This is a genomic window from Rhodospirillum centenum SW (genome assembly GCF_000016185.1).
In the GTDB taxonomy this organism is placed as follows: domain Bacteria; phylum Pseudomonadota; class Alphaproteobacteria; order Azospirillales; family Azospirillaceae; genus Rhodocista; species Rhodocista centena.
In genome coordinates this window covers 1,161,351-1,181,311 of record NC_011420.2, presented here as the reverse complement: position 1 = coordinate 1,181,311, position 19,961 = coordinate 1,161,351, and the positions used below count along the sequence as shown (strand labels likewise).

Below are 19,961 nucleotides of genomic sequence, written 5' to 3'. Positions count from 1 at the left end.
CTTCACTCCGTCGGGAAGTTCAGGTGCAGGTAGTGCTCGTACCGCTTGTCCGGGGTGATCCACTCCGGCAGGAAGGACACCGCCGCGACCAGGGTGCCCGCCTGGTCGTAGAGACCGATCACCGTGGCGCGGGTCGGCGCATCGACAGCCCCGGCCGGAACGACGCACTTGATGAGCGCGCTTTCGTCCTCGGCGGTGCCTTCGACGGCCCCGGAGAAGAACTCGCCAGGGATGGCGGTGGCGGTGAAAGGCGGCTGCTCGGGGACCGGCACGGCGCCCCCTTCATTGAGCCAGCCGTGGCCGAGGCGGAAGGTGGTGATGCGGACGCACGGGCCGGCGTTGACCAGGGACGCCGCCATGCGGCGGTAGAGCCCCTGCAGCACCTTGGCCTGCTTCCAGACAGGATCAGACATGGACGGCCTCCATAGGCATGTCGAGCGGTACGAAATCAGCGGCCACGGCGTCGAAGCTGGCCATCAGGTCGAGGCCCTCGGCAGGGACGGCGCGCGGGGCAAGGGATGTTGCGGCAGACGACACGGCGGCCGAGACGGCCACCGGCGCCAAGTCGAGGCCGGTGGCCGGCGCCACCACGGTCGAGGCCGCGAGCGTCGCCGGCAGCGCCGGCAGGGCGGCGGCGGTGACGCCGGTCCGCTGCACGAGCTCGATGCCCGACGTCCACGCGCCCTCGGCGTAGGGCAGCGCCAGGTCCATCTGCAGGCCGGTATCGGCGAAGGCCTCGGGCAGGGCGCGGTCGAGGTGGTGGGGCCGCCCCATCAGCACCGGCGCCGGGGTGACGTCGATCACCTCGCGGTGCTGGACGAACGGGTCGGGGTCGAGCGCCGCGGCGTCGGCCGCCGTGATGTCGAAGACCGGGAACCAGTCCACGCTCAGGCGGCTGTGGTCGACCGACAGGCGCGTCAACACCGGCTCGATGGGGCCGAGCGGGATCTCCAGGTCGATGGCGAAGGCGATCCAGGCCAGATGCGAGCGGGCGTTCTTGTACTCGGCGACGGCGCGGCGGACAGCGTCCGATGTCTCGGCGCCGAGCAGTTCGTCGCGGCGGACGGGCTGGCGGATGCGGGCCAGAAGGCCGAACTCGTAGGGCGCCAGGTCGGCGGCCTCAGGCTCGAACCACTCGACGATTTCGGCCGACACGCCGAGCGCATCGAGCGCCTGGCGCACCGCCCACCGGGTGCCCTTGTAGCGGTGCAGCTCCAGCGCCCGCTTGATGAGCGCGCGCCGCTGCCCCTCGGAGACTGCCAGCTCCCAGCCCTCGGCGCCCATGACGTGGAACTGCCAGCCGAGATGCGGCAGCGCCGAGGCCTCGACGCCGTCGATGCCGTAGATCAGGAGCCGGGTCAGGTCGAGGCCGTCGAGCCGGTCCAGGAGCGACAGCAGGGCCAGGGAACGCTCGTCACGGATGCCGGCGGGCAGGAGGCGCTCATCAGCCATCGACCGCGCCTCCGAAGCTCAGGGCGATCGAGGTGCAGTTGGCCCACTCGTAGCCGTCGACCACCCGCTCGGCCGGGGCGTTGACCTGCACCTTGTAGACGCCGGGAACGGACAGGGCGGCGATGATCTGGCTGTGGATGAGGTCACGTCCCAGGCCGCCGCGACGGCCGGCGGCGTAGGCCTCGGCAGCCTTGCGGGCCGCCGCCTCGACGCTCACCTGGTCGGCGCCGCGCAGCAGCGTGAGGGTGGCGTCGATGGTGTAGGCGACCTCGGTCGGCGGCAGGACCTGGACCAAGTCGGTCAGCGGCCGGACCTTGTCGTCGTTCAAGGCCGCGAGCACGACGTCGAGGATCTCCGGCGCCGGGATGCCGTCCTTGCCCAGCGGGTAGACCTGGACGACGCCGGGGGTCGGGCTGACCACGGCGGCATCGACCAGGGACTGGTGCGAGGTCATGGCGTGCCAGCGGTAAGCCCCGCCGGGGCCGGCCACCGAGAAGCGCTCCGGCGCCTCCTGGACGCGCTGGCGCAGGCGCTCGTCGTCCTCGACAGGCGCACCGCCGTAGGTGGTCGCGGTGTTGGCGGCGGCGGCGACGCCGGCGATGGGGTCCATGAGCGTGGCGACCTCGCCCGGAAGGTAGCCGTTGCCGGTCTCGCCGAGCTCGCCGGCGGCGGCCGGGACGCTGCCCGCCAGGGTGCCCGCCGGGATGACCAGGCGCTCGCTGGTCGCGAAGACGACGGCGCCGTCTTTGGCCTTCACGCGCGTCCCCTTGGGGATGGCCACGTCACCGGCCTGCGCGGCCGACAGGGTGAACTCCAGTGTGGTTGCCGCGGCCTTGGCCGGCAGGCGTGAGACGCCGAGCAGCGCGCCGTGGTGGTCGAGGTTCGCACCGCGCGAGTAGGCGACCAGGTTCTGCTTGGCGGCCTCCTGGATGCCGATGCGTACGAGCGTCTCGGAATAGGCAATGAGGTCGATGATGAGCCGCTCGACCTGCGCCGGCTGCAGGGTGCGGCCGGTCATCGCCTCGTAGATGGCGATCAGCTCGGACGTGACGGCGACGGGGTCGCGGGCGATGAAGTCGGGCTCGGGAAGGCCGGTCACAGCGCCACCTCCGTCACCTGCGGCGCCGCGTCAGCCGCCAGGCGCCAGGTCACGCGCAGGGTGATCCGGGCGTTCTCGATGACGGGCTCCACCCCGACCAGGATGACCCGCGGCTCCCACCGCTCGATGGCCAGGACGGCCTCGCGCACCAGGTGGGGCACGGCCTGGTCGACCGGCCAGTCGATGTACTTCCAGCAGTCGGAGGCGAACTCGGGGCGGTGCGGGTCGCTGCCCTTGGGCGTCAGCAGGATGATGGCGATGCACTGGGCGATGTCGGCCAGGTCCTCGACGACCTGACCTCCTGCGCCGAGGCGCGGCTGCCAGTAGACAGCCCTTATGTCCTGGTGACGTGGGATCATGCGGGAAGGGTATGGGAGGCCCTGTCCCGCAAATGCCCGGAAGTACTTCCGGGGAGCTACCCGGCGAAGACGTTGGGGGAGCCAGTGGCGACGGAGGACCCGCAGGCGACGGGGTCGCCGATGCGCCCGATCTGGCGACCGTTAACGTACACCGAAGAAGACCCCGCCGCCAAGACACTCGCGTGCGTTTCCGGGATCGAGGGGCAGGTATGGGCCGCCCAGGCGTCTCCCTGGCGGTGCACGGCGATGCCGTTGACGAAGACGTCGGGGCTAGCCGAGGCCGAGGGGCGCGGCGGCCAGCAGCCGTGGCCGGTGCAGATGTCTCCGAGGCGGGTGACGGCGGGCATGGGCGGACCTTAGTTGATGTCGATGCGGGTGCCGAGCAGGATAATGCCGTCTGGCGTCATGATGATCTCGGACCCGCCGGTCTTCAGGTGGATCGTGCCGGCGCTGGCGGTCAGGTCGATCAGCAGGCGGTGCTCGGCGCGGTCGTGCTCGATGACGGCCCCGTCCTTGGTCACGATGTGCAGCTTGTCCTGGCTGGCCACCGGCGGGCGGTCGGCGCTGGAGTAGATGGCGCACAGCACCACGCCGGCCTCGCCGTGCTCGTCCATCAGGCAGGCCACGTGCTCGCCGACGTCCGGCATCCAGTAGACCTGGTCGTGGTGGGTCTTGGGCTGCCCGACCTCGAGCCACCAGCTCTCGACGTTGTCCCGGTCGGGGAAGCGGACCTTGACCCGGCAGGTCGCCGGGTCGGTCTGGGTGACGATGCCCCTACGATACACGCTCGATCTCCACGTCGGTGGTGTAGCCGCGGCCGCGCTCGACGGAGTGGGTCGAGCGGGTGATGTGATAGACGCCGGACAGCCGGCCGAGGTCGGTGAGCGCGAGGTTGACGCCGGCCACCAGGTGGGGCATGCCCGACACCGTCAGGCTGCCGGCGAGCTGGAGGCGGTTCTCCTTGTCGAGCAGCGCCTTCGCCTTGGCTTCGGCCTGACTCGCGTTCTCGACGCGCACCTTGCGCTTCAGGGTGTCACCAGACTCCACACCCTCGGCCTCGACGGTATGGGTGATCAACTCCTTGGTCTGCGGGTCCTGGTAGCTGACCTCGCAGGCCCGGTAGACGTCCCGCGCCTTGTCGCGCAGGCTGTAGTCCTGCAGGTCGCCCCTGGCCAGGGCCGCGACGACCTTGCCGCCGCGCAGCTCCTCGACCTTGGCGAAGACCAGGTTCTCGCCGCGCACCGTGAAGGAGTGGCCGTAGTCCTCGGCCAGGCGCTTGAGGAAGGCGAGGTCCGTCTCGTCGTCCTGGCTGATGCGGTCGAAGGCGATGTCGACGACCTCGCCCACCAGCGCCAGGCCGTGCTCGCCGGCGACCGTCTCGGCGATCGCCTTGAGGGTCTGCGCCTCGAAGGCCCGGCTCTTCTTGGTCCGCAAGTCCTGAGTGATCGAGGCGGCGAGGCAGCGCAGGACGATGATGTCGGGCGGGCCGGAGAACTCGACCTCGTCGACGCGGAACTTGCCGCAGGGCATCATCAGGCCGCGGGCGTAGCCGATCCACAACTCGGCCTCGTCACCCTTCGCCGGATACCATCCACCGCGCCAGCGGCCGGTGCGGTCCTCGATCGTGACCTCCATCTCGTCGGACTTGCCGTGGACGTGGTCGGTGTAGGCCACCGAGACGACCTGCTCCATGATGTCGCCGGTGATGTCCTTGCCGGCATAGACAAGGCGCCAGGCTGGCTGCTTGACCAGAGTGGCCATCGGCTACCTCTTCCACGGCGGCAGGTCGTCGGCCGGCACCAGCTGGTCGACCTCGATCAGGGGGATGCGCAGCACCAGGCCTGACGGCAGGACGCGGGCGATCGGCACCTCGGGGTTCGCCTTGATGATCTCCTCGTAGCGGTGCGGGTCGCCGTAGTAGCGCCAGCTGATGGCGTCCCAGCGCTCGCCCTCCTGAGTGATGTGCTCCAGGTAGTCCATGCGTCACCTCACCCGCGCCTGGCCATGGCCGAGCCGACCACCGCCACCGGCGCCGGCCGCTGCCCGTCCTCGGGCACGTACTCCTTGAGGGTCATCGACGCCTCGACCTCGACCGGCCGGCCGTTGGAGATCGACCACTTGGGGCTGTCGGTCAGGCCGGTGATCACGAACAGGCCGATCAGCCGCCCGTCGCCCCGCTGCAGCAGTTGCGCCTCGCCGGCCTCCGCCAGGGTGCGCAGCTGATCGAGCAGCACCTCGGGATCGCCCCAGTCGCGGCGCAGGCGGAAGTCGATGCTGGCGTCCCGCAGCTTGGCGCCGGTGAACTGGAGCTTCGGCCGGCCCTCGACCACGGCATGCTCGGCGTAGGTCCAGCCGTCGCTGATCTGCAGACCGCGCACGGTCAGGACATCGAGGCGCACAGCCCCCAGCATGAGAAACATCAGCCACCCTCCCCGAAGTCCATGCGCCCTGCCCGCGTCTGCTCGCGGCCGACGGCGCGCGCCAGGAGGGGGCCGTTCTCGCGCACCCAGCGCTGCAGCCGCTCTTCCAGGGCCTCGACCGTCTCGGCCGTGGCGTTGCCCTCGACCGTGATGGCGAACGAGATGTTGACCGGGCCGCCCGCCGCGGCCGGCGCCGGAACGTCGGCCACCTGCGGCGCCGCCACCACCGGGGCGAAGGACGCCTGCGCGACGGGGCCGAGCCCGGCCACCTGGCCGGCCACCCGCTGGACCTCCTGCACCGCCGGCGGCAGCTCGGTGGCGGCAGCCGGCGCCCCGGCCATGGTGAGCGCGGCCATGCCGGCGGCGGCCGTGGTGCGCATGGCGTTGACCAGCGGCTCGGGCCGGACGCTGTCGGCCACGGTCTCCACCAGCTTGATGCGGTCGAGGTCCGAGAGCGGCCCCACCTTGGCCGGCGAGAACGGCAGATACTCGCGCACCTGGCCGACGATTTCCTTGATCGCCTCGGCCGGCTTGGAGGCCACCGACTTCATGCCCTCCCAGATGGTGTTGACGATGTTGGCGCCGGCCGACGACAGGTCGATGCCGAGCAGGTAGTCGGTCAGGCCGGAGAAGCCGGAGGCCAGCCAGCCCACCGGATTGACCTTGCCGAAGACGGTCACGAGCCCCTGGATGAGGCCCTGGTCGAAGGCCGCGACGACCTCCTGCCACTGGCCCATCAGCCAGCCGCCGACCGCGGCCAGGGCGTTGAAGAGCTCGGTCACCGCGCCGATGACCAGGCGCAGGGGCAGCAGGGCGACCTGCAGGCTGGTCGCCAGGACACCGCCGATGACCTCACCGACCGACGCTCCGGCCGAGCGCACGCCGTCGAGCTCCGACTGGGCGAACCCCAGGGGCTCCAGGAACCCGCGCACCCACCCGACCACGCGGTCGAAGGCGGCGCTGACCACGTCGAGCAGCGGCGCGAAGGGTGCAAAGGCGGCAGCGAAGGCCGCGCCGACCGGCGCGAAGGCCCCCTCAAGGCTCGCCAGCACCGGCTTGAAGGCGGCTTCAATGCCCTGCCAAAGCCCCTGGAAGAAGGCCTTGATGGGCTCCCAGTAGGCGTAGACGACGGCCGCCGCGGCCGCCAGCGCCAGCACGACCCAGGTGATGGGGTTGGCGAGCAGGGCGGCCGTGAACGCCCAGGCGCCGGCGACGGCCGACCCCAGGGCCGGCACCAGGCCGGTCACCAGTGAGGCTGCCATGCGGGCGATGCCGACGGAGAAGCGGGCGGCGCCCTGGACGGCCAGGCGCCAGATGTTGGCGGCGAGCGCGCGCACGGCTGGCAGGACGCGCAGGAACTGCCCGCGCAGCCACTTCAGGCCGGCGCCGAGCTTGGCCACGCCCATCAGGCCGTAGGACCCCATCATGACCAGGCCACCGACCACCGACAGGATCGGCGCCACGATGGCCAGGGCCACGGCCAGGATGCCGAAGAACCCGAGCGCCACCTTGAACAGGGTGGGGTTGGCCTTGGCGAAGTCCGTCATGGCGTTGCCGAGATCCTGCAGCACCAGCAGGCCCTCGTTGAGGGTGGGCAGCACCAGGTTGCCGAGCGTCACGCCCAGCCGGTTCATGACGTTGTTCATGAGCTGCAGGGCGTTCTCGGTGGTCTCCGAGCGCGCCTGATACTCGGCCTGCATCGAGCCGGCGTAGGCGGTCTCCTGCGCCACCAGGCCGACAGCGCCGCGGTAGGTGTCGAGGGAACCGACCAGCTTGGCCATGTCGTCGGCATACTCTGCGCCGAACAGGTCGGTCAGGGTGCCCATGACGTCGTCCGACTGCTGGACGGCGCCGAGGAAGTCGAGCAGCGCGCCCTGGGCGTCCTCGGCCAGCGCGCCCTTCAACTGCTCTGCGCTCATGCCGATGCCGCTCAGCGCCTCCTGGAACCTCTTGCCCTGCTTGTCGGCCGTGGCCAGCTTGTTGAACAGTGCGTTCATGCCAGTCGCCGCGACCTCGGGTGGCGTCTTCAGGGCCAGGAAGGCAGCGCCCAGGGCCGCCGTCTGCTCGCCCGTCAGGCCGATCAGCTTGGCCGTCGAGCCGGCGCGGTTCATGATGTTGAGCAGGCCGGACGCGGTCGCGTCCATGTTGTTGGCCAGGTGGTTGATGCCGTCACCCAGGCTGACGACCTGGTCCTGCGTCAGCGCGAAGATGGTGCGCAGGCCGGTCATCGCCGCGCCGGCTTCGGCGCCGCTCATGTCGAAGGCGACACCCATCTTGGCGGCATCCTCGGCGAACTGCAGCAGCTCGTGGCGGGCGATGCCGGCCTGACCGGCGGCGGCCACGATGTCGCCGAGGCCCGAGGCGGCCATGGGGATGCGGGTCGACATGGCCAGGATGTCGTCGCCCATCTGGGCGAAGGCCTCGGGCGTGTCGAAGTTCACGACCCGCTTCACGTCGGCCATCGTGCTCTCGAACTGGATGGCCGGGTTGATGACCTTGCCGAGCGCGCCGGTCATCTGGTTGGCGGCGCCCTGGGTCAGCGCCCCGGCCACCGTCATCTGCTGGCCGAACTCCGCCATCCGCTGGGCTCGCTCGGTGAGATCGCCCAGGGACTGGCCGACGCGGCGGATGGGGCCGGACGCGCGGTCGATCGCCGAGATGATCACCGCCATGTTGAAGAGATTGTCCACAGGCCCTATCCTCTACCGATGATCGGCTTTCTCGCCCCCTTCTTCATCGCCTTCGGCATCGGCGCCGGCATCGCGGCCGTGCTGACCATCCTGGCGGCCGTCAGCGTGACGGTGCGGGAGCTCCTCCTGCTTGCCTGGGGCGTGGCGAAGGAGGTGGCGGGCTGGCCGCTCGGCATCCTGCGCACCCTGCGCGACACGCCCCGCATGTTCCGGGAGGAGGTGGCCCGGATCGAGGCCGAGAAGGCGAAGAAGGACTAAGCCCCCTCCCGCCTCATCGCCTCATTCTTGCGCCGCACGTAGTCGGCGTAGTCGTCCACCTCCGCCAGCACCTCTTCCCACGACATCTCCATCAGCTCGCCGTGGCTGATGACCCCCTCGGCCTTCAGCTGGGCAAAGTGCTGGCGGGTAAGGACACGCCGTTTCCCATGACTTCGCCCTGCAGCTTGAAGACGTCGGCGAGATCCATGTCCTCGACGTCCTCGATCACCAGGCCGCGGCCGTCGATGGTCACCAGGGCGGCGATCAGGCCGAAGGCGATCTTCATGGGGTCGTTGGGGCCGCCGGCGGCGCGGGTGGCAGCCAGCAGGTCGCGGCCCTTGCCCTCGCGGATGGACGCGACGGCGCCGCTCGGCAGGGTGATCTCGCGGGTCTTCTTCTCGCTCATGGCCTATCAGCCTCCGATGTTCTTGCGGTAGTTGGCGAGGACGTCCTCGCCGGCGGCGCGCCAGATGTTCTGGAGCACGTCGACTTCGAGCAGCTCCTTGCCGTCGTGGACGACCTTGACGTAGGTGGCCGCGAGCTCGTCCTCGAACTCGGCCGCCTCTTTCGGCTTGACGCCGCCGAGCGCGGCCTTCTTCCAGCTCGCCGTGATGTGCCAGACCACCGGGGCCTCGGCCACGCGCCCTTCGGCGCCGTAGGTCTCGACCGAGCCACGCACCTGGAACTTGTGCGCCTTGAACGGGTTGGCGCCGGCCTTCATGTGATCGGCATAGAAGCCGGACCACTTGATCTGCAGCGTCATGGCCTGCAGGCCGGCCGGCAGCTCCAGCGTGCCGACCATGCCGAGGCCGGAGTGCTCGGAGGTGGCGACGCTGATCTCGGGCAGCGTGACCTCGGCGGCGCGGCCGATCAGGTTGTTCGTGCCGTCGAGGTAGATGTTGGCGTTGAAGATCTTGTTGACCTGGATGGGCATGCGGCCTCTCCCTTAGCCGGCCTGCAGGTTGGACAGCAGGCTGATGTCGATGAAGCTCTCGAACGTGATGCGCTCGGCCGGCGGCGGCGGCAGCATGGTGATGCTAAAGGTCAGGTGCCCGGCGGCGAGCTCGACGTCGGGGTTGCGCTCCTTCAGCCACTCGACCCGCGACCCCTGGATCAGGGCGCCGCGACCGATCAGCACGCGGATGAAGCCGTTGGCGGTCTCGCTGATGGCGTCGATCAGGGCGTCGTTGATCGGCTGGTCGATGAACTGGAGCATCGCGTACTCCAGGCTCTCGTGGATCATGTCGGCCGTGCGGCGCGTCTGGATGAAGTTGGTCTGCGCCGTCGACGCCGGGAAGGCCGAGGAGCGGTTGCCCCAGGTGCGCAGGCCGGTGCCGAAGGAGTTGAACAGGGTGACGATGCCGGCCTCGTTGAGGACGTTCACGTCCGATGTCGGGTCGTTGATCATCGCCGACAGGTCGAGCTCGGAGCCGGTGATGCCCTTGATGACCTTGTTGGACGGGCTGAACCAGTAGCCGTTGGCGTCGTCGGTCGCGGCGATCACGCCGGCCAGGCGCTGCGAGAACGGCTCCAGCCGCTCGGCGCCGGTCGTCGTGTCGTAGACCTTCAGGTGCGGATAGCACAGGACCACGCGGTCGGAGCTGAAGTTGAAGTTGATCGCGCCATCCGGCCCGCGTCCGGTCAGCGCCTGGTCGCGGGTGGTGCCGATGGGCGCGTCCACCAGGGCTACCGCGCGGCACTTGTCCTGCGCCGCCAGCACCTCCAGCTCGGCAGCCACCGAGACCTGGGTGCAGTAGGCCGGCGCGATCAGGACCTTCGGGAAGAAGCCGAAGCGGTTGTAGCAGTTGAGGAAGCCCTGCATGCCGAGGCGGTTGCCGGCGACATCGACGCTGCCGATGATCTCGGTCGGGGTGACCAGGCTCACGTCGGCGTGGTCGTAGTCCACCTGGACGCTGCCGCCGGCCGCGATCGAGCCGGCCTCCAGGCGGGTGATGACGCCGGTCGCCCGCTCGATGGTGTAGTCCGTCCCCTCCACGTAGGTCGTGGCGCCGTCGCCAGACTTGACCGTGGCGCTGATGATGCTGTCGGCGCCGTTGGCCAGGATGGCCTTGTCGTTGTCGGCGAAGGTCAGCGCCTCGGCCGCGACGGAAGCCTTGTGCACCGCCGGGTCGAAGACGTTGATGACGATGACCGTGCCGCGGCCCTGGTCGAAGACCGCATCCAGCGCCTGCGGGATGGTGAAGCCCGCGACCTGCGGGCCGCAGTACTTGCCGGCATCGGTATCGGAGAGCACCAGGAAGGGCTCGTTGAGCTTGCGGTTGGCCGCGTCGAGCAGGTGGATCGGCGCCGTGCCGACCAGGCCGATGACGGCGCTCTTCACCTGCTTGACCGGGCGGGCGCCGCGGCTGATCTCGATGGTCTCGGAGCCGTGAAGGAAGGCGGCGGGCATGTTACTTCTCCTCCTGCTTGCCGGCCTTGGTCTTGGCGGCGGGCGCCGCGACCTCGGTCAGGTGGCCGCGCGCCGCCAGGGCCTTGACGTGCGGGTTGTCGGCCGGGAGCTCGGTCTCCTTTCCGGGGATGAGCATGACCTCGCGGGAGGCCTTGCCGTCCCGCAGGGTGACGCCCGACATCGGGCCGTCGTATCGGTAGCGCTTCAGGCTCTTGGTGCTCATGGGGCCTCCTTGGGGACCTCGGTGGTGCCGTCATCGCCGGTGAAGGTCAGGCGCTTGAGCAGCGGCACAAGGTCCTCCTCCAGCTGTTCGATCGCCGGGATCGCGGCGACGAAGGTGATCTCGAACCGCCACACGCCGCTGTCGTGGGCGACGAAGCGGTCGCGGACGGGCCGCAGCTTCGAGCCGCCGCCGGCCACCTTGAAGCCGGTCAGGGCGAGGCGGATGGCGTCGACGTGGGTGTTGGCGCCGGTCGGGCCGCGCAGGTTGCGCAGCAGCAGGGTGACGTCGAACTCCGCCAGGCGCTTCTGGACGATGGCGCCCAGGCTGTCGGGCTCGCCGTAGCGGCTGCCGCCGTAGATCACCAGCGCCGCCCCGGTCGGGTGGTAGAGCCGGTAGTTGGCCGGATCGTCGGGGAAGGCCTCGGCCTTCAGGCTGGGCAGCACGGCTGCCAGGCGGGCGACGATCGCGGAGACCATGTCGTCGACGAACATGGATCAATCCCCCAGGTGGACGCGCAGGATGTCGGCGATTTCCTGGCGGTCGTCTTCGTTGACGCCGAGGTAGGGCCGCGGCGGGATGGTGACCTTGCGACCCCGGCCGGCCTGGCCGCCGAGCTGCTGGATGCGGGCGTACTTGCGGATGGACCCGACGGCCACCTCATGAGCGCCGGCACGCCAGTTGATGCTGTCGAAGAGGTTGCCGCGGTCGCGCAGCGGCTTGGCGTCCGAGCCCCGCTTCGCCTTGGTCACCGCCGACAACTCCGGCCACGGTCGGCCGTCGGGGTCCTCGGCATCCAGGAACCGCTGGTGTGTCGACGTCTGCAGGGCCTGGCCGACCTCGTCCATGGCCGGCCGCAGGTTGCCGATGCGCCCCTGCAGGCCTTCCAGGGCGGCGACGGCACCGCCGTCGTTGAAGGTGACGCTCAACTGCACCGGCATCAGAAGTCACCCATGGCGTCGGAGCTGAAGGTGCGCGGCGGCGCGTAGTGGACGGCGGCGCCCCCGGTCGGGCTCTCGCTGGCGCCGGCACCAGGGAACCGGCCCTCGGCGACGCGCGACAGGAACTTCACGGCGGCCTCGTAGGCGGCCTGGATGCTCTCGAACTCCTGGCCCGGCCGGTTGCGCGCCAGGCGGTAGACGGCGATGTCCACCGCGTAGGGGCGCAGGACCGCGGCCGACGGGCGGTCGGCAGTCGAGATGCGCTCCAGGTAGCCGTCGATCACGGCGGCGGCATCATCCAGGGCCTGCTGGATGGCGGCATCGTCGGCCGCCTGGCCGTCCCGCGTGGTCAGCTGCAGGACGACCTGGTCGTCGATGCGGTCCTTGAACTCCTGGATGGTGGCGTAGGCCATGTCGATCGGCTCCTGGTGTCAGCGGGTCAGCCCTTGTCGGGCTCACCCTCGTCGCTCTTGGCGCCGGCCTTGCCGGCCGGCTTGGCCGCGGCCTTCGCGGGCGCCAGGCGCCCGAGATCGACCAGGCCGTCGGCGACCACCTCGTCCAGCTCGACGATCTCGCCCTCGCGGTGCAGCTTGCCGGCCGCACGGACGGCGCTCACGACTTCGTACTTCGGCATGACGCGCCTCCTTAGCCGACGGCGTTTTCGAGGAAGTAGCCGAGGTGCGGAGCGGTGATCAGCTCCTTCACGCTCTCGCCGGCGCGAACATACTCACCGCCCCGAAGGCCGATGTTGCGATCCTGCCAGGAGCCGGCGACACGGCCGCCGAACTGGGCGGTCAGGCCGAAGGTGGCGCCCTGGCGGGTGTCGGCGTTGCGGTCGCGGTGCAGCAGGGCGATGTGCTTGCCCCAGACGCGCTGGTAGTTGGTGACCTGGCCGGGGCGGGCGGTGTTGACCCAGCCCTGGCCGACGATCAGCTCCTCGAGCTCGAACAGTTCGGCGACGGCCTGGCGCGCCGCCATGCCCTTGTCGCCGCTGTTGCCCTTGGTCGCCTTCACGATGTCGGGGTGCTGGCGCAGGATGGTCCAGGCGGGCTGGCCGATGACCATGACGTTCGGCCGCATGATCGGGCCGTCCAGCGCCTCGCTGATCACCTTGATCGGCGTCGAGCTGGTGAAGTCGGAGAACTGCTCGGTGCCCGCCAGGGTCTCCTTGTGGCCGACCGGGTAGGTGGCGGCGTCGAAGACGACGTCGGCGGTGCGGACCTCGCGATCGAGCAGGATCAGGTTGGTGATGCCCTCGACGGCGCGGCCCCGCGGGTCGTAGTTGGTCGGGGCATTGTCGATGTCGTCCTGGGGCACCGCGTCGTCGAGGCCGTAGTCGTCGCAGGACGACGTCTTCTCGACGGCGGTGAACTCGACCTGGCCGGGGCGCGACTTGCGGCCGACACGGGTGTCCGGGACGGTGAAGCCCTCAGCCATGTCGTGCTCGTAGTACTTGAACTCGCGCTTGCCGACGGGGACGCGCGGCAGGACCAGGTCGGCGATCATGGCCCCGTTGGTGTAGGCCATGGCGATCGCGGTCAGCGCCGGATCAGTGGGAAACGGGTGCTTCATGGGGCGCTCTCCTTAGCCCTGCATCTGGGACTTGGCGATGTGCACCAGGCCGATGTCGCCGGCGACGCCGTCGACCATGGCCTGGCCGATGATCCAGTTGTTGGCGCCGGCCGCCGGGCTGGCGACGACGGCCTTGCCGTCGGCGTCGGCGGTCAGCGGCGCACCGAAGGTCACCGGCCCGCCGTACTCGACCGCGGCGGTGTCGGAGAGGATCACGTCGACGGTATCGCCGGCCGCGGCGGCGCCGAGGTCGGAGACGCCGATCACGGCATCAGTGGCGGCGGCGGCCTGGACGACGTCGCCGTCGGCCTCGAACTTCACGACACGCCGGGCAGCGATGGCCGCGCCGGCCTTGAAAGCCTTGATCAGGCCGGGGTTGCTCATCACGACTTCTCCTTCGTCACGTGGCGGACGGCCTCGGTCACGCTGACCTGGATGCCGGACTTGCGCTGCTCCTCCTGGTAGACCAGGGCGCGGCGGGTGATCTCTTCGGCGGTGTCGACCGCGTCATCGGCGCCGTCGGCCGGAGCCTTCTCGCCGAAGTCCACCCGCTTGGGCAGCTTGGCCAGCACCTCGTCCTTGAAGACCGTCAGCGGGTCGCGCTGCTCGCTCTCGCCGAAGTCGACGGTCGCGCCGCCGAGGTGGTCCATGAAGGCGAGCAGGGTGTCCTGGGCGCAGGGCAGCGGGCGGCCCTCCTTCACGAGCCCTTCAAGGAAGCTCGCGTTCTCGGCGCGGCGCTGCTCGCGCTCGCGCTCGGCGAAGGCAGCCTCGCGGCTGCGCAGGTCCGCCTCCCGGCGGGCCAGCTCGTCGGCGTCGACGGCCGGCTGTTTCGGCTTGTCCGTCACGGGCTTCGTCTCCTTGTCGTCCGTGGGTTCGCTAAAGGCGGGGGACGGCGCCCCCTCGGGTTGCGCCGCCTGCTCCTGCAGGGACGTCACGAGACCGGCCGGAAGCGCCTGGTCGGCGTCCTCCTGGCCGAACTTGGTCAGCATCCAGTCGCGCATGGCGCGGAACAGGTCGCCGACCGTGTAGCCGCTGATCTCGCCGAACTCGATGGTCACCGCCTGCTCGGGGTCGTCCGACAGCTCGATCGGCGCCAGGCCCTTCACGGCCGGCGGCTGCGCCCCCAGGAAGCCGACGTGCCGCAGGTAGTAGCTGCCCGGCTTGGGGTTCGAGGGACTGTCGGGCTTGTAGAAGCTGGCGGAGACCTTCTTGAAGCGGCCGTCGCGGACCATCTCCGCGAAGCCGGGCTCCAGCTGGTCGACGCCGGCGAGCAAGCTGTCGCCGTCGCGGCGCAGACCCTTGACCCAGCCGTAGGCCGGGGCGTCGTGCTTGGGATGGCCGATGACCACCGGGGCCTCGTGCACCGCCGGGTCGTAGGACGACACGGTGCCGTCGAGGTCGGCGTCGCTGAAGCTCAGGGTCTCGCCGCTCATGGCCGTGTGGCGGCCGGCGCGGAAGATCTCGATGTTAGGCACGGGAAGCAGCCCCACGTCATTGAAGGTCGTGGGGCATTCTCGGTCTGCATCGGAAGGGGTACTGCCCGGAAACTATTCCGGGCAAGGGGCGCGGGGTCGCGACGCCGCCAGCATGCGCGGCGGCGGGGACCTGGTCAAGCGGGCGATCTGGACACCCGCCAATAACACGCGCGCAGGATCGACGTTAAAGGGGGCTTAAACGGGTCTAGATGCGCGCGAGCATCTTTCGTGGTGTCGAGCTACCCCGGAAGGCGTCACGCTCATCCTGAAGCTCCTGAGGGCGTTTTCCTACTTCGCTCGGCTTACCCCCTGCAGGAGGATGCCGGAGCGGGCGGCGGCGATCTCGTCGTCGCCCAGCAGGACCCACTCCAGACGGCCGTCGACCAGCTGCACACCGACCTCGACCGTGGTGCCGTCCGGCAGCTCGAAGGCCTTCACCTGGCGCCGGCGCAAGCGGACCTTGCCGGCCTCCTTGTGGCGCTCGAAGCTGAACCAGGTCTCGCCCGGATCGGCGACAACATCCTCGACCAGAGGCAGGACGCGCAGCCGCTCGTCCGGGAGAGTGTCCGCAAGGGCCTGCGCCGTCAAGGACACGCGCGCTCCGTCGGGCGCCTTGACGATCTTCTCTGCTCCACCCAGCACACCCTGGACGGTGGCCAGACGGTCGGCCGGCAGGGTGGAGGGCAGCGGAGCGGCCGGCGCCGGCGCCGGTGCCAGACTCTTCGCCGGCGGCGCGCCTGGCGGCGTCAGGGGCTCGAAGGCGTCCTTGCCGCCCTCCTTCCATCCGGCCATGGCCTGGGCATCCATGCGCGAGCCCCAGGCGGCGCGGCCGACATTGTAGCCGAAGCCGGTGTCGATACCGGCCGGCGTCGGCCATGAGACGGGGCCCGACGGCGTGTTGACGGTGCGCGGCTGCATCTCGACCGGCGGCGGCTGCTCGGTGACCTTGATGCCGTAGCGCGCCAACTGGCGCTCGGTGAGGATCTGCACGGAGCAGCGGCACCGCCAGCCGTTCGGCGGGTAGTGGGTGCGCCAGAAGGGATGGTCGGACGGCAGCACCACGTCGTTCCAGCCCTTGTGGGCGGGGCGGGTGCGGCCATCGAGGATGGCCAGGTAGCGGATGTAGACGACCTGACCCTGCGCCTCGGCCGCCGCGGCGCGACGCATGATCTGCTGCCAGCGCCCGGCCGATTGGGCCATCCTCAGGTTGGTGTCGTAGATGACCCGCGTCCGCCAGCCGCGGCCGCCCTTGTAGCTCCAGCCGTGGCGGGCGACGATGTCATCGAAGCGCTTGCGGAAGTCGGCCAGCGTCTCGCCGTCGTCGAGGGCCGCCTGCAGGGCCTGGCGGAAGTCGGCCAGGAGGGCGGCCTTCTTTGCGCCGGCCACCACGAAGGCGCGCGCGTGCATGTCCTCGCGCAGGTCGGTCCAGGCCTCCGTCGGGAGGTCGACCTTCTGGCGGAAGTAGTCGGCCGCCTCCTCGAACGGGAGGCCCTGCGGCAGGACGTCAGGCATCGACTGCCTCGGCGCGGCCGGAGAGGTCGGCGACCGTCATGGCGTCGCCGATCGCCGCCGCCAGGGCGTCGAGGGACAGGTCCGGGTACAGGGCCTCCAGGCGCTCGATGGCCTGCGGGATCGAGGTCGAGGTATCGAGCACGCGGGCGACCTCGTCGATCCAGGCGCCCATGGCCGGCGCCGCCACCTCGTCGAGCTGGTCGACCAGGTCGTCGACGGCGTCGCGCTCATCGTCGCCCTCGGCGAAGGCGGCGGGCGCGGCAGGGGTGGGCGCGGGTAGCTGCCCGGCCGGCGGCGCCGGCGGCGATACCTGGCGCAGGAGAAAGCCCTCGCCATAGGTCTCGTCGACGTACTCCTGCGTCGGCGTGTAGCCCATGTCGTAGATCACCTTGTCGCGGTCGGCGCGGGCCTTCAGGTCCTCGGGCTCGGTGACGTCGCGCCACACCGCCGGATAGGCGGCGCCGGGGAAGTTCCAGTCGACCAGCCAGCGCACCACCTGGTCGGCGAAGCTCTCGCAGATGAGGTCGGCGTCGGCCTTCACGACCTCCAGCTTGACGTCCTCGTGCACTTCGGCCTGGGCGCGGCTGGAGCCGTTGTCGGTGGTCATGGTCTGCGACAGGACGACCTTGGCGATGGCGGCGTCCATGAGCCGGTAGAAGGTGGCATAGTCGCCGGCCGAGGACTTGGCCGCCTGCAGCAGCTCGGCCTGCGTCCCCTCGGGCACCACCAGGGCGCTGTCCATGGTGATGGCGCGCAGGGCGGCGAGCAGCTTCTCCCGCTCCTCCTGGGTGGCGCCCTTCGGCACCGTGCCCTTGGCGGTCGGGGCGGCGAACTTCTCCATGAAGATCGCCCAGAACTTCAGGCCGTTGCGCTTGAACCAGACGGGCCAGTAGAGCCAGTAGGCCAGGCCGCGGCCGTAGGGATCATCGTCGTCGTCGGCGCCGGCGGAGTAGGTCCAGAACTTGCGGTCAGGCATGACCAGGCCCTCGGGATGCCCCTTGGCCAGGAGGCGCAGCGTGCCGTCCTTGCCGAAGCGGAACCGGCCGGCCCGGCGGACGCGGACATCGTCGAGCACGATCTGGGCTCCCTCGGCCGCCCACATGCACTCGGCGACGCCGTAGCCGTAGAACACCCCGTTCAGCATCTTCTTGGTGACGTTGTCGAAGCGGATGCGCCGCAGCTGCTGCTCGACGAACTCGGCCGCCTTCTTGTCCAGGCGCTTCGGTCCGCCCGGCTCGACGAACCACTCGCGGGACACCACGGCGTTGACGCGCTGCTGGAAGCAGCTCTGCACCTGGTCGTCGCGCTTGAGGCGCTCGTAGATGGCCAGCGACCCGCCGCCCCTGGTGCGCAGGATCTCGTCGCGCGGGCGGCGCAGCTCGTCGACGTAGCCGGCCGTGATGTCCTCGCCGTCGCCGCTGGTGGCGATCTCTTCGTAGATCGGACGCTCCGCCATCACATGAACCCTTCAAAGTCGTTGAGCCCGCCCAGCGTGCCGAAGCCGCGGTCGGTCGGTTGTCCAGCCTCGCCGCCATCCTCGGCGAAGCCCCGGTAGCCGTGGCGGACGTCGCCGGCGACCGTCGCGTCGATCGGGCCGGCGTCATCCTCGGAGGCCGCGTAGGCCAGGGCGGCGGCGATGGCGGCGTCGCCGTGCCGCTGCCCGTTGCGCCCCTTGGTCCTGGCGCTGTCGGGCACGCGCGCCACGCCCCGAACCACCTCGATCGCCCGGAAGTCGTCGAGCACGTCGGCATCCTTCGGCAGCGTGATGGTGCCGTCCTCGAAGGCCGCCTTCAGGCGCGGCATGTTGTCGCGGTACCAGCCCTCCGACAGCATCACCTGCTCGATCAGCTGCGACCCGTAGCGCTGGCGCGCCACCTCCGCCAGATACTGGCCGTTGCCGCGTGCATCGAGCTTGCCGCCCGAGAACCGGGGCAGGCGGTCGACCAGGTAGAAGAGCACCTGCTCCTGCTGGCGGAACGGAATGTTGCGCATCTCGATGATGAAGGGCGTGCGGCGCACCAGGTTCTGCTCCAGCACCAGCGGCCAGATGACCGTGAGGTCGCCCGACCGGCCGAAGTCCTCGCCGAAGAAGGTGCGCTCGGTGCCGGACAGCCGCAGCAGGTGCGGCCGCACCGTGAGGTCGAGCCACTCGCGGCAGTCGGCCTCGCGGATGTGGTCGGGCTGGTCGACGAAGTCGTCGGCCTGGACCCACCGCAGGACGGGAACCACCTCGTCCATCCGCGCCTCGATCAGGGCGCGCGGGATGTACCGGCCGCCCGAGGCCTTCGGGATGCAGAAGAGCTCCTCGTCGGCGCCGTCTCCGTAGAAGTCGATGATCTCCTGGCGCCACTCGGCCTCGATCTCCGGCGACCACTCAACGCCGCGCACCAGGCAGATGCGCCGGTAGAGACCTTCGGAGAGCGCCTCGTCGAAGGTGATGCGGTGCAGGCTGTACTTGTTGCGGCCGGCGCGGATGTCCTCGCACAGCTCGTTGAAGGCGTTTTCCACCCCGTCGTGGGTCGAGATGATGCGTACCCGGCCGCCCCAGATGAGCAGCGCGAAAGCCGCCTTCAACAGCTCCTTCAAGTCGGGATGAAAGGCCGCCTCGTCGATGACCACCACACCCTGCTTGCCGCGCAGGTTGGAGGGCCGTGACGACAGGGCGGTGATCTTGTGGCCCGACGCGAAGCGGATGCGGAAGGCGAGGATATCCTTGTCCTCGTCATCGACCAGCACCTCTTCCATGGCCTCGGCGGCGGTCGCGAAATGCCGCGCCCAGTCGGCGCAGGTCTCGATGAACTCGCGCGCCATGTCCTGGTTGTAGCCGATGTACCAGACATCATCCCCACCGTCGTCGGCCGCCAGGCCGGCGATGAGCACGTCGTCGGCGGCCTCGGCCCAGGTGAGGCCGACGCGGCGGCTCTTCTCGGCCGCCTTGACCGGCGAGCGGTCGGCGATCCAGCGCTGCTGGTAGGGGAGTAGGACGAAAGGCGCGGCCTGGTCGCTCATGCCCCGGCGACCCCCAGGATGCGGGCGCGGATGGCCTCGGCGCCCTCGGCCGACATCCCCACCTTCTTCAGCTCGGCGACCGTCTCCTCTGCCACCTCGGCCGCCTGGGCGGCGATCTGGGCGCGGACCTTGGTCTCGCGGTCGGCATCGGCCTTGGCGGCGGCCGTCACGTTCTTGATGGCCGAGGTGAGGAACATGGCTTCCTTGGCATCCAGCTGGATGGGCTCGCCCTCCTCCGAGATCATCAGCCGCATCAGCAGGCCGTGGGCGACCTGGAGGTTGTAGCGCGCCAGGTCGCCGATGCCCTCGTCGCCGAAGCGCTCAGTCAGGGCGCGCGCCATGTCGCGCGACTTGCGCATGTGGTCGGCGATGGCGTCGATCTGCTTGGTGTGGCGGCCGAGGGCGGCACGCGAGACCTGGACGTCGAGCTCCTGGAGCTTCTCCATGATCTCGTCGAGCGTGCGGCCCTGCTTGCGCAGCGCCCCGATCAGCTCGCGGACCTCGGCCGGCAGGCGGGCGATGGTGGACTTCCGACCCATGCGGA

General features: G+C 70.1%; 26 protein-coding genes. 1 reads left to right on the top strand and 25 read right to left on the bottom strand.

What is annotated here, in order from left to right:
• Positions 1-2 precede the first annotated feature (2 nt).
• The 10 genes from RC1_RS05405 to RC1_RS19940 are packed head-to-tail and all read right to left on the bottom strand — an operon-like array spanning position 3 to position 8,020.
• Positions 3-413: a hypothetical protein gene (locus RC1_RS05405; protein WP_012566340.1), complete on the bottom strand. Its 411-nt coding sequence runs from the start codon at positions 411-413 to the stop codon at positions 3-5.
• On the bottom strand, positions 406-1,452 hold the full coding sequence (locus RC1_RS19950) for a phage tail protein I (RefSeq protein WP_012566339.1): 1,047 nt from the start codon (positions 1,450-1,452) through the stop codon (positions 406-408). The genes RC1_RS05405 and RC1_RS19950 overlap by 8 nt, the downstream gene beginning before the upstream one ends.
• Positions 1,445-2,551 (bottom strand): baseplate assembly protein, encoded by a 1,107-nt coding sequence (locus RC1_RS05395; protein ID WP_012566338.1) that lies wholly within the window; start codon positions 2,549-2,551, stop codon positions 1,445-1,447. Before RC1_RS05395 ends, RC1_RS19950 begins: the two co-directional genes overlap by 8 nt.
• Positions 2,548-2,910 (bottom strand): GPW/gp25 family protein, encoded by a 363-nt coding sequence (locus RC1_RS05390; RefSeq protein ID WP_012566337.1) that lies wholly within the window; start codon positions 2,908-2,910, stop codon positions 2,548-2,550. The genes RC1_RS05395 and RC1_RS05390 overlap by 4 nt, the downstream gene beginning before the upstream one ends.
• Positions 2,911-2,966: 56 nt before the next feature.
• Positions 2,967-3,257, bottom strand: a complete 291-nt coding sequence (locus RC1_RS22620) for a PAAR domain-containing protein (protein ID WP_041785148.1) — start codon at positions 3,255-3,257, stop codon at positions 2,967-2,969.
• A 9-nt stretch (positions 3,258-3,266) separates the two neighbouring features.
• The gene (locus RC1_RS05380; protein ID WP_012566336.1) at positions 3,267-3,695 is read right to left on the bottom strand and encodes a phage baseplate assembly protein V; all 429 of its coding nucleotides are present in this window, start codon (positions 3,693-3,695) and stop codon (positions 3,267-3,269) included.
• On the bottom strand, positions 3,685-4,671 hold the full coding sequence (locus RC1_RS05375; protein WP_012566335.1) for a phage late control D family protein: 987 nt from the start codon (positions 4,669-4,671) through the stop codon (positions 3,685-3,687). Before RC1_RS05375 ends, RC1_RS05380 begins: the two co-directional genes overlap by 11 nt.
• A gap of 3 nt (positions 4,672-4,674) precedes the next feature.
• Entirely contained in the window at positions 4,675-4,890 is a 216-nt protein-coding gene (locus RC1_RS05370; protein ID WP_012566334.1) for a tail protein X, read from the bottom strand.
• Between the two features lie 8 nt (positions 4,891-4,898).
• The gene (locus tag RC1_RS05365) at positions 4,899-5,330 is read right to left on the bottom strand and encodes a phage tail protein (protein WP_012566333.1); all 432 of its coding nucleotides are present in this window, start codon (positions 5,328-5,330) and stop codon (positions 4,899-4,901) included.
• Positions 5,330-8,020 (bottom strand): phage tail tape measure protein, encoded by a 2,691-nt coding sequence (locus RC1_RS19940; RefSeq protein ID WP_012566332.1) that lies wholly within the window; start codon positions 8,018-8,020, stop codon positions 5,330-5,332. The genes RC1_RS05365 and RC1_RS19940 overlap by 1 nt, the downstream gene beginning before the upstream one ends.
• Positions 8,021-8,038: 18 nt before the next feature.
• Here RC1_RS19940 and RC1_RS05355 point away from each other — a divergent pair, with 18 nt between their 5' ends.
• On the top strand, positions 8,039-8,278 hold the full coding sequence (locus RC1_RS05355) for a hypothetical protein (RefSeq protein WP_012566331.1): 240 nt from the start codon (positions 8,039-8,041) through the stop codon (positions 8,276-8,278).
• 124 nt (positions 8,279-8,402) lie between these two features.
• Here RC1_RS05355 and RC1_RS05350 read toward each other — a convergent pair whose 3' ends face one another.
• The 15 genes from RC1_RS05350 to RC1_RS19930 form a co-directional block, all read right to left on the bottom strand.
• Positions 8,403-8,684: a phage tail assembly protein gene (locus tag RC1_RS05350; protein WP_012566330.1), complete on the bottom strand. Its 282-nt coding sequence runs from the start codon at positions 8,682-8,684 to the stop codon at positions 8,403-8,405.
• A 6-nt stretch (positions 8,685-8,690) separates the two neighbouring features.
• Positions 8,691-9,212, bottom strand: coding sequence for a phage major tail tube protein (locus tag RC1_RS05345; RefSeq protein ID WP_012566329.1), 522 nt, complete (start codon positions 9,210-9,212; stop codon positions 8,691-8,693).
• A 12-nt stretch (positions 9,213-9,224) separates the two neighbouring features.
• Entirely contained in the window at positions 9,225-10,688 is a 1,464-nt protein-coding gene (locus RC1_RS05340; RefSeq protein ID WP_012566328.1) for a phage tail sheath subtilisin-like domain-containing protein, read from the bottom strand.
• Between the two features lies 1 nt (position 10,689).
• Complete coding sequence (locus RC1_RS05335) at positions 10,690-10,911, bottom strand: hypothetical protein (RefSeq protein ID WP_012566327.1); 222 nt, start codon at positions 10,909-10,911, stop codon at positions 10,690-10,692.
• Positions 10,908-11,402, bottom strand: a complete 495-nt coding sequence (locus RC1_RS05330; protein ID WP_012566326.1) for a Gp37 family protein — start codon at positions 11,400-11,402, stop codon at positions 10,908-10,910. Before RC1_RS05330 ends, RC1_RS05335 begins: the two co-directional genes overlap by 4 nt.
• A 3-nt stretch (positions 11,403-11,405) precedes the next feature.
• The gene (locus RC1_RS05325; protein WP_012566325.1) at positions 11,406-11,849 is read right to left on the bottom strand and encodes a phage virion morphogenesis protein; all 444 of its coding nucleotides are present in this window, start codon (positions 11,847-11,849) and stop codon (positions 11,406-11,408) included.
• A complete protein-coding gene (locus tag RC1_RS19935; protein WP_012566324.1) occupies positions 11,849-12,262 on the bottom strand; it encodes a DUF1320 domain-containing protein in 414 nt (137 codons plus the stop codon). The genes RC1_RS05325 and RC1_RS19935 overlap by 1 nt, the downstream gene beginning before the upstream one ends.
• A 26-nt stretch (positions 12,263-12,288) precedes the next feature.
• A complete protein-coding gene (locus tag RC1_RS05315; RefSeq protein ID WP_012566323.1) occupies positions 12,289-12,483 on the bottom strand; it encodes a hypothetical protein in 195 nt (64 codons plus the stop codon).
• A gap of 11 nt (positions 12,484-12,494) precedes the next feature.
• The gene (locus RC1_RS05310) at positions 12,495-13,421 is read right to left on the bottom strand and encodes a hypothetical protein (RefSeq protein WP_012566322.1); all 927 of its coding nucleotides are present in this window, start codon (positions 13,419-13,421) and stop codon (positions 12,495-12,497) included.
• A 12-nt stretch (positions 13,422-13,433) separates the two neighbouring features.
• Positions 13,434-13,805, bottom strand: coding sequence for a capsid cement protein (locus RC1_RS05305; protein WP_012566321.1), 372 nt, complete (start codon positions 13,803-13,805; stop codon positions 13,434-13,436).
• A complete protein-coding gene (locus tag RC1_RS05300) occupies positions 13,805-14,896 on the bottom strand; it encodes a hypothetical protein (protein WP_012566320.1) in 1,092 nt (363 codons plus the stop codon). Before RC1_RS05300 ends, RC1_RS05305 begins: the two co-directional genes overlap by 1 nt.
• Before the next feature lie 288 nt (positions 14,897-15,184).
• The gene (locus tag RC1_RS05295) at positions 15,185-16,408 is read right to left on the bottom strand and encodes a phage minor head protein (RefSeq protein WP_012566319.1); all 1,224 of its coding nucleotides are present in this window, start codon (positions 16,406-16,408) and stop codon (positions 15,185-15,187) included.
• Positions 16,401-17,864 carry a DUF935 domain-containing protein gene (locus RC1_RS05290; protein ID WP_012566318.1) on the bottom strand — a complete coding sequence of 488 codons (1,464 nt, stop codon included), beginning with the start codon at positions 17,862-17,864 and terminating at the stop codon, positions 16,401-16,403. The genes RC1_RS05295 and RC1_RS05290 overlap by 8 nt, the downstream gene beginning before the upstream one ends.
• The gene (locus RC1_RS05285; protein ID WP_012566317.1) at positions 17,864-19,417 is read right to left on the bottom strand and encodes a terminase large subunit domain-containing protein; all 1,554 of its coding nucleotides are present in this window, start codon (positions 19,415-19,417) and stop codon (positions 17,864-17,866) included. Before RC1_RS05285 ends, RC1_RS05290 begins: the two co-directional genes overlap by 1 nt.
• Positions 19,414-19,956: a DUF3486 family protein gene (locus RC1_RS19930; protein WP_012566316.1), complete on the bottom strand. Its 543-nt coding sequence runs from the start codon at positions 19,954-19,956 to the stop codon at positions 19,414-19,416. Before RC1_RS19930 ends, RC1_RS05285 begins: the two co-directional genes overlap by 4 nt.
• Positions 19,957-19,961 lie beyond the last annotated feature (5 nt).

What these genes read in the sequence shown, in the direction of transcription:
- RC1_RS05375 (WP_012566335.1), bottom strand. Translation starts at nt 4,671, where the DNA reads ATGGCCACTCTGGTCAAGCAGCCAGCCTGGCGCCTTGTCTATGCCGGC.
- RC1_RS05310 (WP_012566322.1), bottom strand. Translation starts at nt 13,421, where the DNA reads ATGAAGCACCCGTTTCCCACTGATCCGGCGCTGACCGCGATCGCCATG.
- RC1_RS05330 (WP_012566326.1), bottom strand. Translation starts at nt 11,402, where the DNA reads ATGTTCGTCGACGACATGGTCTCCGCGATCGTCGCCCGCCTGGCAGCC.
- RC1_RS05285 (WP_012566317.1), bottom strand. Translation starts at nt 19,417, where the DNA reads ATGAGCGACCAGGCCGCGCCTTTCGTCCTACTCCCCTACCAGCAGCGC.
- RC1_RS05290 (WP_012566318.1), bottom strand. Translation starts at nt 17,864, where the DNA reads ATGGCGGAGCGTCCGATCTACGAAGAGATCGCCACCAGCGGCGACGGC.
- RC1_RS05355 (WP_012566331.1), top strand. Translation starts at nt 8,039, where the DNA reads ATGATCGGCTTTCTCGCCCCCTTCTTCATCGCCTTCGGCATCGGCGCC.
- RC1_RS19950 (WP_012566339.1), bottom strand. Translation starts at nt 1,452, where the DNA reads ATGGCTGATGAGCGCCTCCTGCCCGCCGGCATCCGTGACGAGCGTTCC.
- RC1_RS05390 (WP_012566337.1), bottom strand. Translation starts at nt 2,910, where the DNA reads ATGATCCCACGTCACCAGGACATAAGGGCTGTCTACTGGCAGCCGCGC.
- RC1_RS05340 (WP_012566328.1), bottom strand. Translation starts at nt 10,688, where the DNA reads ATGCCCGCCGCCTTCCTTCACGGCTCCGAGACCATCGAGATCAGCCGC.
- RC1_RS05345 (WP_012566329.1), bottom strand. Translation starts at nt 9,212, where the DNA reads ATGCCCATCCAGGTCAACAAGATCTTCAACGCCAACATCTACCTCGAC.
- RC1_RS05335 (WP_012566327.1), bottom strand. Translation starts at nt 10,911, where the DNA reads ATGAGCACCAAGAGCCTGAAGCGCTACCGATACGACGGCCCGATGTCG.
- RC1_RS05370 (WP_012566334.1), bottom strand. Translation starts at nt 4,890, where the DNA reads ATGGACTACCTGGAGCACATCACTCAGGAGGGCGAGCGCTGGGACGCC.
- RC1_RS05295 (WP_012566319.1), bottom strand. Translation starts at nt 16,408, where the DNA reads ATGCCTGACGTCCTGCCGCAGGGCCTCCCGTTCGAGGAGGCGGCCGAC.
- RC1_RS05325 (WP_012566325.1), bottom strand. Translation starts at nt 11,849, where the DNA reads ATGCCGGTGCAGTTGAGCGTCACCTTCAACGACGGCGGTGCCGTCGCC.
- RC1_RS05305 (WP_012566321.1), bottom strand. Translation starts at nt 13,805, where the DNA reads ATGAGCAACCCCGGCCTGATCAAGGCTTTCAAGGCCGGCGCGGCCATC.
- RC1_RS05405 (WP_012566340.1), bottom strand. Translation starts at nt 413, where the DNA reads ATGTCTGATCCTGTCTGGAAGCAGGCCAAGGTGCTGCAGGGGCTCTAC.
- RC1_RS19930 (WP_012566316.1), bottom strand. Translation starts at nt 19,956, where the DNA reads ATGGGTCGGAAGTCCACCATCGCCCGCCTGCCGGCCGAGGTCCGCGAG.
- RC1_RS05315 (WP_012566323.1), bottom strand. Translation starts at nt 12,483, where the DNA reads ATGCCGAAGTACGAAGTCGTGAGCGCCGTCCGTGCGGCCGGCAAGCTG.
- RC1_RS22620 (WP_041785148.1), bottom strand. Translation starts at nt 3,257, where the DNA reads ATGCCCGCCGTCACCCGCCTCGGAGACATCTGCACCGGCCACGGCTGC.
- RC1_RS05365 (WP_012566333.1), bottom strand. Translation starts at nt 5,330, where the DNA reads ATGTTTCTCATGCTGGGGGCTGTGCGCCTCGATGTCCTGACCGTGCGC.
- RC1_RS19935 (WP_012566324.1), bottom strand. Translation starts at nt 12,262, where the DNA reads ATGGCCTACGCCACCATCCAGGAGTTCAAGGACCGCATCGACGACCAG.
- RC1_RS05350 (WP_012566330.1), bottom strand. Translation starts at nt 8,684, where the DNA reads ATGAGCGAGAAGAAGACCCGCGAGATCACCCTGCCGAGCGGCGCCGTC.